Here is an 11,611-nt window from a genome sequence, read left to right on the forward strand (position 1 = left end):
TGGGGTCCCTTGCCTCAGTGAGTGGGTTTCTCGTCGACGTCGTCGACGAAAGGGGGGACGGTTGCGACTCTGACTTGGCGGCTCTCGGGCCGGTCCTCGATCCATAGGTGTGGGGGGACTGCGAGCACGGCCTCGACGGTGTCGGTGTTGGGTCGCGGGACGGCAATCTCGGCCTGCATCGTGGCGAAGTGGTGAGACCAGGGCATGTACGTCGTGATGTGCTTGGCGAGCTTGCGGGTGATGAGGACTGCGCCGGCCACCCCGGCAACCGTCGCCAGGGCCGCGTGTGCAGCCCAGGCGACGATCCCGGGGAGACCGACGAAGTCGATGAACGGCGTCGCCACGTAAACCACGAAGCTCAGGAAGATCGACAGCGCGAGCCCCGCGACCTGGGACGACAGGCGCGCCGACACAGGGAACGGCGTGTCGGCGGGCCCGAGGTAGATGTAGGACTGCCGGGCGGCAGCGTCGTCGGTCTCAATGAGTCGCATTGCCGCCGGCCTCAGAGCGACGTGTTGGTGAAGAAGCCGACGATGCTCTTGGCGAACGGCAGTGCGAGCGAGCCCGCGCCGATGACGAACGCGACCGCGGCGAGCCCCAGGTTGCCGAGGATCGTGCCGTTCTCGCTGATCTTCGCCTTCTTCGCCCGCCACGCCATAAACACGGCAACGAAGATGCAGATGATCCCGAAAACTGCTGCCGCGAAGGCGCTGATCGCGTCGAGCTTGAAGACGCTCGGGGCCTCACCGGCTGCGGGCAGTGCCGCCGCGTTGGCGGCGAGGAAAGTCGTTGTCTGCATTGGGTTTTCCTTCCCTGACTGCGAGTGGAAGTCGCGCGTACTGGCGTGCGTGACGTTTTGAGTGTGGCGGATCGTCAAGAGAAGTGCAAAGCGATACGCCACTCTTTACTTCGCGTTTACCTTGCACATACTCATTCCTCGCGAGTTGAGCCCAGCGGCCTCGATGTCTGGCCGAAAATGGCATCCATGACCTCCGCGCCGGTCTCGACTACCGGCCGGATCTGATGGCGGTAGACGAGTTCGGTGACGCTCGTCCCCGAGTGGCCGACGAGGCGGGAGATGTCCTCGATGCGCATCCCTGCGTCGGAGAGCAGCGAGACGAACGAGTGGCGCAGCTCGCGCGGTGTCCACTGGGTTTCATCGATACCGGGGACGCCCTTGAGCGCCACCCGGAAATCACGCCGGACGTTATTGACGTCGAGCTGGCCGCCGATGGTGTCGGTGAAGACGTAGCCGGGACCAGGCTTCCAGCGCTCGCCTGCCGCCTGTCGCGCCTCGGCTTGTACGCGGCGGTGCTTGATGAGCGCGTCGACGCAGAGTTGCGGCAGTGCGATCGTCCGGCGGGACTTGCGCGTCTTCGTGTCACCATTCCGGCGCACTGAGCGCCAGACCATCATGTGAGGCGGGACACCGCCGCTGCTCTTGAGGACCACGTCATTCCAAGTGAGCTCGCGCATCTCCTCCGTCCGCGCCCCGGTGAGCATCGACACCAAGATGTAGGCATGCATCCGGTGGGACTCCGTCCCTTTGAGGATGAGGTCAGCCTGAGCAGCGGTGAAGCTCTTGGATGGCCTCCCCGGCCGGCCTTCCGGTAAGTCGACGTGCTCAGCGACATTGCGTATAGCGAGCTCGTGAGCCACGGCCCTTCGGAGTGAGCGACTGAGTACGGCTCGGGCCTTCTTCAGAGTCGCCTTGCCCACCTTGTGTGACATCTCGTGGAGCCACTTCTCCACATCACGCACAGCGAGGTCCTTCACCCGGGCGCCGCCGAGGGCCGGAATGACGTGACTGTCCGCGACAGAGGCAAAGCTCTTGATGGTGTTGGGATCGCGACCGGTGAGGCCGTAGTCGAGCCAGTCGCGTACGGCCTCACCAACGGTGTATCGCTCGGCCTTTGGTGTGATGCCCTTCTCGCGGTCGCGCAGCGCGGCGCGCAGCGCTGCTAGGGCTGCCGACTGTGACTTGCCCCATCGTGTGACGTAGATGCGCTTGCCACGCGCGTCGTAGCCCGCGCTGGCCTGTGCGCGCCAGCGCTGTCTGCTCTCGTACCACGTGAGCGAATGATCTCCCCGTGCTCTCTTCCTGTGGTCGTCGCTCACGCGGCCTCCTCGAGGCGGTGGATGTAGTCGGTCAGTGCGGTATGGGAGATGAGCCGCGTCCGACCGACTGTGACGGAGCGGATTTGGCCCGAGCGGATGAGTTCGTAGAGCCGGCTCCGGCTGATCCGGAGGGCGCTGGCGGCCTCGGGAACTCGGTACATGAGTGGGCTGTTCACGCGTTCTCCTCGTGGTACCTCAGGGTTTGGTTCTCGCGAATCGGGTCCGTGGTGCGGTGGCGCGCTGAGCGGTGGTGCGCCAAAACTGCCAAAACTGCCAAAGCTTTGTTTCCGCCGGTCGCAGGGGATGAGTTTTGGCACGGGCTATCTGCCAAAACCCTTGGCAGGCCTGCCAATACCTCTGTGGCATGCCGGTGAGGGCGGGTCAAAGGTCCGGATGGGTCTGGTAGGTGGGGCTGGGGCGGCCTCCCTTCTTGGGCTCGGGGACGTCGCGGATGAGGCCGTGGTCCAGCAGCAGCCGGATGGCGGGATCGACGGATTCGGGCTTGGGGAACCGTTGCGACTTGATCCCTCGGTGCAGCTCGCGGCGCGTGAAGGTGTCGGGGCGAGTGCGCGCGATCCAGTCGAGGACCCGGCGGGCCGCGTCCAGGTCTGGGTCGGCGGTGAGGGTGTCGAACACGGCGAGGGTGTGGGCGAGGTAGTAGCGCGCGATGGTGACGGCGGCGGTCATGGTGTCGCCGGTGATGGGCGCGTGTCGGCCGTTGGTGCCGTGGTGTGCCAGGTGCACGAGCCCGGCGATGCGGACTGCGGTTCCTGCCATCTTGGAGGCCCAGTCGGTGACGGCGGCGAGCTCGCCGGTCTCGGGGTGCAGGCGCGGTTCTAGCCAGGTTTCGAGGTCGGCCAGAACTGTCCGTGCCTGGTTGTCGATATCGAGCTCGACTCGCTCGGGGGTGAGGGCCAGGTCGAGCACGAGGCGGGACAGGCGCGTTTCATAGGCCTGGCGGGTGATGTCGGTGACGGGGGCCGGGTGGATCTGCCGGTTGCCGACAGTGTTGGTCGGCAGGCTGTAGAGGAACCGGGCGAGTAGGCCACGCTCGCGCGCTTCGGGGGTGTTGGCGATGCTGGCCAGGTGCCCGGGCTGGGTGGTGATGGCGATGGTCAGCGCGGGCCGTTCGATCCGCTCCGAGGGCCTGCCCTTGCGGTCGATGCGGATCATGTCCCCGGCGTGGGCCTTGAGCAGGGGTTCGAGGTTCGCGGCGGCGCTGTACCTGGTCCCGGCGATGGTGGAGAACGAGCCGCCTTCGGCGGACATGAGCGCGAGGCGCCCGTCGTGCCGGGCCAGCAGGGTGGCGGCGGTCTCAGGGGTGAGGTCGTCGGCGAGTAGTCGTGGCTCTGGTGGTTCGTCGTGCTCGTGCGCGGCGCGGGCGGCGGCGATGGCTTCGGCCATGGCCTCGTCGGTGTCGGTGTTCTCGGCGGCCGTTGCCGTCCGCTCGGCGTGGGCGCGGGCGCGCCGGGCCATCAGGGTCGCCTCGATCCGGGCGGGCTCGGTGGCCTCGCATAGCGCGGTCTCGGCCGCGTACAGGGGCCGGGTCATCGCGGAGAACGCCGGCGACTTGCGCGAGCCGGGCACGAGCGCCACGACGGTGTAGAGGTTCGTCGGCTCGACCCAGCCGGGCACCGGCGCGACGTCGACGCGACCCCCGGCCGCGACTGCCAGGCACGCCAGGGCCAGAGTCGCGGGCAGGTCGGTGGGGACCTGCAAGGCCTCGGTGACCTCATCGACCATGGCGCGCAGCCACGTCGGGAGCGTCTCGACCGGGAACGGGGGCCGTACCCGGACCGGCGTCAGCGGCACGGGAGCGTCCCACGGCGCGGCCATCGCGGCGTCTCTGGCGGCCTGTGCGGCGCTCTGCCCAGCCCCGACGTCGCGGAGCACCCTGCGGGCATCCAGCGGCATCACCGTCGCTGAGTCAGCCGTCGTCGCGCCGCCCGAGCTGGTGGGGTTGCGGTGCTGGTGGTCGGTCATGCTCGCCTCCCGGCGTCGGGGCCACGGGTGCTTTCGCGGTCGGTCTGGTCGCGGGGAGTGTGCGCGGCGGCGGCCAGGCCTGAGGCGATGGTGCGGGCGGTCTCGGCCGGGGAGAGGCCGATGTGCTCGGCGGCAATGGTCAGCGCGTCGATGGCCATCGACTCGTTGAGCCGCCCGGCGGCGATGAACTGCCCGAGCGCGTAGGCGGCCCGGTTCAAAGCGTCGTTCCGGGATCCGGGTCGGGCCGCGAGCACGGCGTCGACCTCGTTCTCGAACGCGGCGAACACGTACGGGTCGGTGACCGGGCCTCGAGCTGCGGCGGTGCGCCGCATGGCCGGGCCCGGACGGCTCGCGCCAACGGGTGCGGCCGGGGTCAGTGCGTCGAGCAGCCATCCGGGCAGCGGCGCGGGAGGGCCGGGGTTGATCGTCTGGTATCCACCGGCAGTCGTCCGCGATGGTGGGGCGACGACGTATCCACCCATCGCGCGGGTGTCGATCATCGGCCCGAGCCGCCCGCACGTCGAGGGCAGCGGGTGCGGCGCCAGGAAGTACAGGTGCATCCCGCCCGAGGGCGTCCTAACGGTGCGCGTCTCGAGGGGCACAGGCTGCCCGGCGCGGGCGGCCAAGACGGCGAGCACGTCCGCCCCGTCGATCACACCCGGCTCGCTCGCCCACGCGCCTGGCAGGTCGCTGGCGGGCGCAGCTCGCACGGCACCGCCTTGGTCGTCCTGGCCTTCATGGCCCTGGTCGTGCTGGCCGTGGTTGGGGGTGTCCAGATCCAGAACGACGAGCCGGGCCGGGCCGGTCGAGATCCCCACGTTGTGCGGGCGGCGGGTCCACCACCGCGCGATGACGTCCGGGTCGGTGGTCGCGTCCTTGAACCCGGCCGCCGTCGCAGGGGTCTTGCCCGCGATGGTTAGCGGGAACACGGGCACGCCGTGCGCGGCGAGCCATAGCGCGGTGGCGCGGACCTCGGGCAGGGACGCGGCGCTGGACTGCGCTGCTGGCGCTCCGCTGGGTGTGGTCGCAGGACCTGCGGCGTGCGTATCGGGTGATGCCTGCATGGAGGGTCCTCCTTGACTCGTTCGTTGGCCTGCTTCAGGCATGGGTGGGGTAGGGACGCGGCGGTAGCGGGTAGCAGCGCCTGAGGAGTGCAGGTATGGGTTTTGGGGTGTTTGAGCAGGTCAGGCGCCGGCCGCTACCGACGTATCGCCGCAGGTCAGCGTGGGTTTGCGGCGGTAGCGGCCCCGCTACCTTCCTGCGGGGGTGCTACCTGTCCAACACCTCCGGTTCGTCGCTGGCGTCGTCCGCGACGTCGCTGCCTGGGTCGCGTGACTGGTGGGCGTCCTGGCCGACGCCGGGGAAGGCGAGGGCGAGGTCGTCGCGACGCAGCCCGCGCCGGTTCTGGCCGTCGAGCTTGATCTGCCGGGTACGCAGCCCGTGGGGCTTGACGGCGGTGGTGACGTTCTCGGCCGTCCACCCGGCATAGGCGGACGGGAACGCCTCGGCCAGTCGGGCCGCGAGGGTGTCGCACCAGGCGCGGTCCTCGGTCGCGGGCCACACGGCGAGCAGGTGGTCGATGATCGACGCGGTGTCGTCGTCCGGGGTGAGGTCCTGGTCGGCGGCGTACCCGGTGAGGCGCCCGGCCGTGACCCGGGCGGCGCGGGCTCTGGCGGCGATCTTCTCGGCCTGCACGGCGTCGATGTAGGCGGCGCGCACGATCTGCGGGTCATCGGCCTCACCGGAGAGGTAGGCGACGCCGCGCTCGCTGCGGGCGAACATCGTCGCGCGGTGCCCGCTCTTGTATGCGCTGGTCCCGAGCACCATGTCGTTCTCCATCTGTCCCTGCACCCGCAGGCACAGCCGCAGGACGGCGTTGGAGCGGATGCCCGAGGGCAGCGACTTGGCGTCGGGGCGCTGGGTGGCGCAGATGACGATGATGCCGACCGACGGGCCTCGCTTGGTCAGGTCGGTGATGACGGCTTCGAGCTCCTTGCCGTGGGTCGGGTGCTCGAACGCGATCTGGCACTCGTCGATGAACATCACGACGGGGTGCAGCCCGAGGTCCTTGCGGGAGGCCAGTTCCGGGGTGATCTTGCCCTCGGGGCAGATGTCACGCGGCAGGGCCCTCAGGGTCTTGTTGCGGCGGGTCAGGTCCTGGTGCAGCTCGCGCGCGGCGCCGAGCAGGTAGTCCATGTCCTCGGGCTCATCGCCGGAGCGGAAGGCGTGGGCCACCTGTCCCAGCGGCAGCAGGTCGGGGGACCCCTTGAGGTCGAACAGGTACAGGGCGCACCGGACATCGAGGGCGGACGCGAGCAGCAGCAGACGGGCCAGGAACGACTTGCCCATGCGGGGCTGTCCGCCGATGACCATCGAGGCGAACATGAGCGTGATCGGCACCGCGCGGCCGCGCGGGTCCGCCCCGAAAGGGAACGGGGCGAACAGGTCAACGGTGCCCTTGGCCGCCAGCGGCCACGGCAGCGGCTTGGCCTTGCTCATCGGCTTGTCCCCGACCCACACGATGAGGCGGCCCTCGTGCACGTCGCTGTCCCCTTCGGGCCACACGGCGGACAACGGACGGCGCAGGCCAGCGGCCAGCCGGTCACGGCGGTCCACGATCATGCCCGAGGTGACCCCGGCCGGCAGATCAACCTCGGCGCGCCACCCGGCGCCGTCGCGCGCGATCGGGGACGGGAACCGGACGCCGTCCGCGCCTGGCCTGAGGCCACGGTTCAGCTCGGCGACCCCGAGCGCCCCGAGCGCGGTCAGCAGCAGGTCAGAGGACAGCCGGGGCATCTCGGCCGCGTCGGTGTACCGGGACACCACGCGGGCGGCCGCGTCGCGCCCGGCCATCCCGAGCAGCGCCAGGGCAGCGGCCACCACGAGCACGGCCGCCCACCCTGGCACCGAGGCCAACACCACCCATGCCGTGACGCCCAGGGCGGCCAGCGCGGCCGCCACGAGCCAGGCGCGGGTGCGGGTGACCTTGCGGCGCTGTTCCTCGAGGCGCGCCCACGTCGCGGCATCCTCCGCCCCGTACCCGGCGCCGCCAGCGGCCGCCGACATTGCCTTACGTACCTGCGCGCCGTCCGCGTCGAACACCCACCGGCCGGTCGCGGATGCGATCCGGTACACCCCCACTGGGGACCGGCCCGCCAGGCGGGCCCAGTACACCGGCAGCCGGACCGTGTGGAACCCGACCGAGTGCGCGGCGTACTTGCTCGCCCACACCGTCGCCGAGCGGGCAGACTCCCGGTCGCGCATCCACGGCGGGACCACCGGCCGCGACGGCAGCGCCCGCGTCGCCACCGCGCCCCCGGCATCGAGCTGTGAGCCCGGCCCGGCGGTGTGCGTCACGGCCTGCCCGTGATGCTCGACCACGACACCGTCCACGACGGCATCGACCACCCGGCGACCGTCCTCGTCCTCGTCCGCGTCCGGGTCGTGCGGCCCGTCGTGATCGGCCGGGGCTGCCGGCTGCGCGTGACCCATTCGGGTAGCGCGCTCGGCAGCCAGGTCAACCACCGCCGCGGCCTCGGCACTCGTCTCAGCGCCCGTATGCGTGCTCATCAGTGAACCTCCGTCGTCTCGGTCGTGCTGTCGTTGGCGGTGCCGTCGCTGGTCGGCTCCGTCGCCGACAAGTGGATGAATGCGGATGCCGGTACCGGCGCCCGCCCCACGGCGTGCGGGCGATCTGCCAGCCCTCCGCGCTGACGGACGCGTACTCGCGCTTGCGGAGCCGGTCACCGAGCCGGGACACCGCACCCTCGATGCGCGCGGCCACCTTCATGCGCATCAGGGCCGCCTCGTGTGCCGACGCTCGTTTAGGTAGGACGTGCGGGGCTGTCGCGGTGACTAGGCGGGTGCTCATGCCGCGTCCTCGGTGTCGTTGCTGGCGTCCTGGTCAGCAGCAGGCGGGACGGACTCCAGCACGGGTCGCGTGTCGGGCTGGGCGGCCGGCTCAGGGTCCGGCTGGGGTGGGTTGGTCAGGTGCCGGCGCACGGTGCGCACCGAGCACCCGGCCTCAGCCGCGATCCGGGCTTGAGTCCAAGTCGGGTTGGCCTCGGCCAACGCCCGCACGGATGCCGCGAGCTGCGAGGCCGTCGCCGTGTTCGCCGGAGCCCTGCGGTCCGCCTCGATGGGCGTTTTGGCAGTGCCAGTGGGGGTTTCGGCAGACCGGACGGCGGTTTTGGCAGGTGCCTCGAGCCGAAACTCTGGGCCACTGACCTGCACATACGGGGTTTTGGCAGTTCTGGCAGTTCTGGCAGGCCGATCGAGGGCGAGGGCAGAGGCGGCCTCTTTGGTCTCGGTCGTCTCGGTGCCGTGGAGGTGAGCCAGGGCGGCGCCCATGCCCAGGACGACCACGGGCAGCGTGGCGACCATAGCGACTACCGGCCACGGTGCGGCATTGATCCCGGCCGCGCTCATCAGGTGGTAGGCGATCTGCCCTGCCGCCCCAATCGTGAGGGCGGCTAGCGCCGAGAGCTTGGCGAACTGCCGCGCAGTGCCGGGATGGCTGGTCAACCAGACCTTCAGCGCGAACGCGGCGTAGGTCTCCATGCCGATGGGGAGCGTGATGCGTGTGTCGATCACCAGGGAGTCCCACAGGCCCGGCAGCGGCTGGACCTTGCCGAACCCGCACAGCGTGCCGAGGGCGACCCACCCGGACCAGATGGCCACGCCGGCAGGTAGGGAGAGCAGTGCAAGCGGCATCCAAGGAGGCAGCCACCGACGGGGCGTCTGCACGGGGGCCGGCATCACTTGCCGGCCAGCGAGCTGAGCGCGTCGACAAGGCCAGACGACGCCGCCGTCAACGCCTGCAGGATCGGCTCCCCGAGCGAGGTCGAGGCGAGAGTCAGGCCCAGCAGCACGCCCAGGAACACGCTGCCGACCTCGGCCAACTTGCCCCCGATACAGACGGCCGCGAGCAACAGCACAACAACGAACAGAGGTGCGGTAAGCATGATGAATTCCCTTCAGGCAGAGACGGACTGGGTCGGCTTGGGGCTGGGGACGGCAGCTGTACCGGGAAGAGCCACGATCGCGATACGAGTAGCAGCGGCATAGCTCGTACGGGTCATCCGAGCTAGACGAGCAACCGCGCGGCGGTGCGCACGCACCGACAACGCGTCAGGCGATGCGGCCAGGCGGCACTCAGCATCGACTACGGCCAATTCGGCCTCGATCACGGGCCACTCGGCGGCGATGGCAACGAGGTCGGCCCAGCTGGGTTCGTTGGACATATGGGCATTCCTTCTATTGACGTCTAGTGATGGCTGGACGATGGAAACAGTGGCACACCCTTCGGAGGATGTCTAGTGATGGGTGGACGCCGTGCGTGTCTGGGACTGTCTAGGCGGGTCTAGACGTTGCCTATGCTGTGGACATGGAGTCAGAGGGTCAGAAGATCCGGGATGCCTACCAAGAGGCCGAGGGGGAGGCCCTGGCCGAAAGCAGCTCGCGGCGTGCCTACGCCAAGGCGAGTGCGCTTCGTGACGTGTTGGACGACCTCGTGGGCACGGCTGCGGAGTTGCGAGCCGAGATGGCCTATCGCCTTATGAACGAGGAAGGTCTGTCCGTGTCGCAGCTGGCCGAGAGGTTGGGAGTTTCCAAAGCCCGAGCTGGCCAGTTGGCGGTAGCTGGTCGTCGTTCGCATGAGTCAAGAGTGAGCGGCGAGGGCAGTCCGGAACAGAGGACATGAGGGGACAAGAGGGGACACGCGACGTGTCCCTTGAGCCCCATGTCGCCCTATTGGCTAGCCGTCAGTCTCGTGGCTGGTCCAGGCGCCGTGCGGCCATCGAGGTGAAGCGCGCGGCGGCTCGCCAGGGCGTGTCTATGCCCGAGCCTGAATCCATCGAAAAATCGATCAGTCGCCATGAGAAGGGCCATGTGCGGCCCGACACTCTCTATGTTCGGCTCTATCGCTCGATCTATGGCTTGAGCGAACAGCAGATCTGCGGAAGCCTCACGTCAACAGATGTCGCGGGAAGTTGCCGGATCCGTTCTCATAAATTCATCATGGCTCAATTGCCGCCCGACATTGCCCGTGCCCTCGCGGAACCGGGCGTGCCAGTAGAAGATGCGTGGTTTGAATGTCGAACGTTGCGCGTCACGTCCCCGTTTGGGGCATTGGACATGTATGTGTGGCCGTTTGGCACGGTGGCATTTCACTTGGTTGAGTCGAATGCCTGGGATCATGTTGCGGATCTCGCGCTGTGGCGCGTCGGGAGTTACCCGGCAAACATGGCCTGGGCGTCTGAATGGCTCTCGAGTTCGGCTTCCCATGATGTCGAGGCGGCTTACGCCCTGTCTGCGTACTGGGTCGAGTCGCCGATGTGGAGTGGGGCTGATCTCACCACGGCGGCGCACCTGTTGTCTGTTCCAAAGACCCTACTGAACAGGGCCCCCTGCGGATCTGAAGAGGAGCGCGCCGCTGGCCGTCTGGTCGAGAGATCGCTCTTTGAAGAAGGATTTAGACATCCAGACGTACGTGAATTTGGAGTGGCAGGAATCTCGGTCGGTGCCGCTTCGTGGTCGGGTGTGGCGTACAGTCCCGTGGCCACAGACCGAGCGTTGGCAGAACAGGATCTCGTGCAGTGCGAACTGGCCATACAGGCGCTCTGGACCTATTGCGACTACCTCTCGCGGAGTGAGGAGCAGGGGCGCGATCCACGGATTGATGAAGCCTACTCATGGCACTTTCTGAGGCGTGCGCGGTCTCGACTCAATATCTCTCGTCCGCAGGAAACGGGCCAGCACATGTCTATGCGAACGGCTCTTGTCGAAACGAGTGGCGTCGCCCAATTACTCGACAATGCAATTGAACTAGTGAGGGAAGCGTGACCATGCACCTGTCCACCAAAGCGGTGCTGCTCGTGATCGACTGCCAGAATGGCTTTATATCCGACCACTCCCGGGCGATCATCCCAACCGTCAGCGGGCTGATCAAAGAGTGGCGGGCTCATGATCTGCCGGTCATTGCAACCAAGTTCATCAATGAGCCCGGCAGTCCTTATGAGCGGCTGATCAATTGGAGGCGCTGCCAGGGCTCGCCTGACACGGACATTGTGGAAGGCCTGCAAGAGCATGTGGACGACGGCATGCCGGTGGTCGAGAAGCCGGGTTACACGTTCTTCACCAGGGAATGGGCCGACAGGGCCGTCGCCGAGGGATGGTCAGACGTCGTCATGGTTGGAATCGACACGGACGGCTGTGTCCTCAAATCGGCGCTGGACGCCTTCGAGCTCGATCTGACTCCGTGGATCGTCACGGATGGGACGGCTAGCCACTCGGGGCCGCGGGCTTACGAGGCCGCCCTCTACATCGCCGGTCGGACAATCGGCAGAGGACAGTTGATTGACTCACAGACCGTCCTGGCGGCGCTCGGCTAGTGCGAGGTCCTACCTGTGGTGCCAAGACCGCTGCCGAGGAGGGACTTCCGTGGCGGAAGCGCATGACGTGGGGACTCGCGCAGCGGTAGACGTGCCGCCCGGGCGTCGAGGGGCCATGC

The 11,611-nt window shown here is 68.2% G+C and carries 12 protein-coding genes; 2 read left to right on the plus strand and 10 right to left on the minus strand.

Annotated elements, in window-relative coordinates:
- Positions 1-14: 14 nt before the first annotated feature.
- The 10 genes from AC1DE0_RS16730 to AC1DE0_RS16775 form a co-directional block, all read right to left on the minus strand.
- A complete protein-coding gene (locus AC1DE0_RS16730) occupies positions 15-491 on the minus strand; it encodes a hypothetical protein (protein WP_478102637.1) in 477 nt (158 codons plus the stop codon).
- A gap of 11 nt (positions 492-502) precedes the next feature.
- Positions 503-799 carry a hypothetical protein gene (locus tag AC1DE0_RS16735; protein WP_478102639.1) on the minus strand — a complete coding sequence of 99 codons (297 nt, stop codon included), beginning with the start codon at positions 797-799 and terminating at the stop codon, positions 503-505.
- A gap of 131 nt (positions 800-930) precedes the next feature.
- Positions 931-2,118: a tyrosine-type recombinase/integrase gene (locus tag AC1DE0_RS16740; protein WP_478102641.1), complete on the minus strand. Its 1,188-nt coding sequence runs from the start codon at positions 2,116-2,118 to the stop codon at positions 931-933.
- Positions 2,115-2,294, minus strand: a complete 180-nt coding sequence (locus AC1DE0_RS16745; protein WP_478102643.1) for a helix-turn-helix domain-containing protein — start codon at positions 2,292-2,294, stop codon at positions 2,115-2,117. Before AC1DE0_RS16745 ends, AC1DE0_RS16740 begins: the two co-directional genes overlap by 4 nt.
- Positions 2,295-2,499: 205 nt before the next feature.
- Positions 2,500-4,101 (minus strand): YfjI family protein, encoded by a 1,602-nt coding sequence (locus tag AC1DE0_RS16750; protein WP_478102645.1) that lies wholly within the window; start codon positions 4,099-4,101, stop codon positions 2,500-2,502.
- On the minus strand, positions 4,098-5,165 hold the full coding sequence (locus tag AC1DE0_RS16755; RefSeq protein ID WP_478102647.1) for a bifunctional DNA primase/polymerase: 1,068 nt from the start codon (positions 5,163-5,165) through the stop codon (positions 4,098-4,100). Before AC1DE0_RS16755 ends, AC1DE0_RS16750 begins: the two co-directional genes overlap by 4 nt.
- Before the next feature lie 205 nt (positions 5,166-5,370).
- A complete protein-coding gene (locus tag AC1DE0_RS16760; RefSeq protein WP_478102650.1) occupies positions 5,371-7,671 on the minus strand; it encodes a hypothetical protein in 2,301 nt (766 codons plus the stop codon).
- A gap of 297 nt (positions 7,672-7,968) precedes the next feature.
- On the minus strand, positions 7,969-8,781 hold the full coding sequence (locus tag AC1DE0_RS16765; protein ID WP_478102653.1) for a hypothetical protein: 813 nt from the start codon (positions 8,779-8,781) through the stop codon (positions 7,969-7,971).
- A gap of 77 nt (positions 8,782-8,858) precedes the next feature.
- On the minus strand, positions 8,859-9,065 hold the full coding sequence (locus tag AC1DE0_RS16770) for a hypothetical protein (RefSeq protein ID WP_478102656.1): 207 nt from the start codon (positions 9,063-9,065) through the stop codon (positions 8,859-8,861).
- Positions 9,066-9,077: 12 nt separating this feature from the next.
- Positions 9,078-9,344, minus strand: coding sequence for a DUF6284 family protein (locus AC1DE0_RS16775; protein WP_478102658.1), 267 nt, complete (start codon positions 9,342-9,344; stop codon positions 9,078-9,080).
- Positions 9,345-9,825: 481 nt separating this feature from the next.
- Here AC1DE0_RS16775 and AC1DE0_RS16780 point away from each other — a divergent pair, with 481 nt between their 5' ends.
- Together AC1DE0_RS16780 and AC1DE0_RS16785 are read left to right on the plus strand one after the other, a co-directional pair.
- Positions 9,826-10,944, plus strand: a complete 1,119-nt coding sequence (locus tag AC1DE0_RS16780; RefSeq protein ID WP_478102661.1) for a hypothetical protein — start codon at positions 9,826-9,828, stop codon at positions 10,942-10,944.
- A 2-nt stretch (positions 10,945-10,946) separates the two neighbouring features.
- Positions 10,947-11,492 (plus strand): cysteine hydrolase family protein, encoded by a 546-nt coding sequence (locus AC1DE0_RS16785; RefSeq protein WP_478102963.1) that lies wholly within the window; start codon positions 10,947-10,949, stop codon positions 11,490-11,492.
- Positions 11,493-11,611 lie beyond the last annotated feature (119 nt).

The organism is Terrabacter sp. 05T424, assembly GCF_056396225.1.

Excerpts from the sequence above, each read along its gene's own strand:
- AC1DE0_RS16730 (WP_478102637.1), bottom strand. The coding sequence starts at position 491 with ATGCGACTCATTGAGACCGACGACGCTGCCGCCCGGCAGTCCTACATC.
- AC1DE0_RS16735 (WP_478102639.1), bottom strand. The coding sequence starts at position 799 with ATGCAGACAACGACTTTCCTCGCCGCCAACGCGGCGGCACTGCCCGCA.
- AC1DE0_RS16750 (WP_478102645.1), bottom strand. The coding sequence starts at position 4,101 with ATGACCGACCACCAGCACCGCAACCCCACCAGCTCGGGCGGCGCGACG.
- AC1DE0_RS16755 (WP_478102647.1), bottom strand. The coding sequence starts at position 5,165 with ATGCAGGCATCACCCGATACGCACGCCGCAGGTCCTGCGACCACACCC.
- AC1DE0_RS16760 (WP_478102650.1), bottom strand. The coding sequence starts at position 7,671 with ATGAGCACGCATACGGGCGCTGAGACGAGTGCCGAGGCCGCGGCGGTG.
- AC1DE0_RS16770 (WP_478102656.1), bottom strand. The coding sequence starts at position 9,065 with ATGCTTACCGCACCTCTGTTCGTTGTTGTGCTGTTGCTCGCGGCCGTC.
- AC1DE0_RS16775 (WP_478102658.1), bottom strand. The coding sequence starts at position 9,344 with ATGTCCAACGAACCCAGCTGGGCCGACCTCGTTGCCATCGCCGCCGAG.
- AC1DE0_RS16785 (WP_478102963.1), top strand. The coding sequence starts at position 10,947 with ATGCACCTGTCCACCAAAGCGGTGCTGCTCGTGATCGACTGCCAGAAT.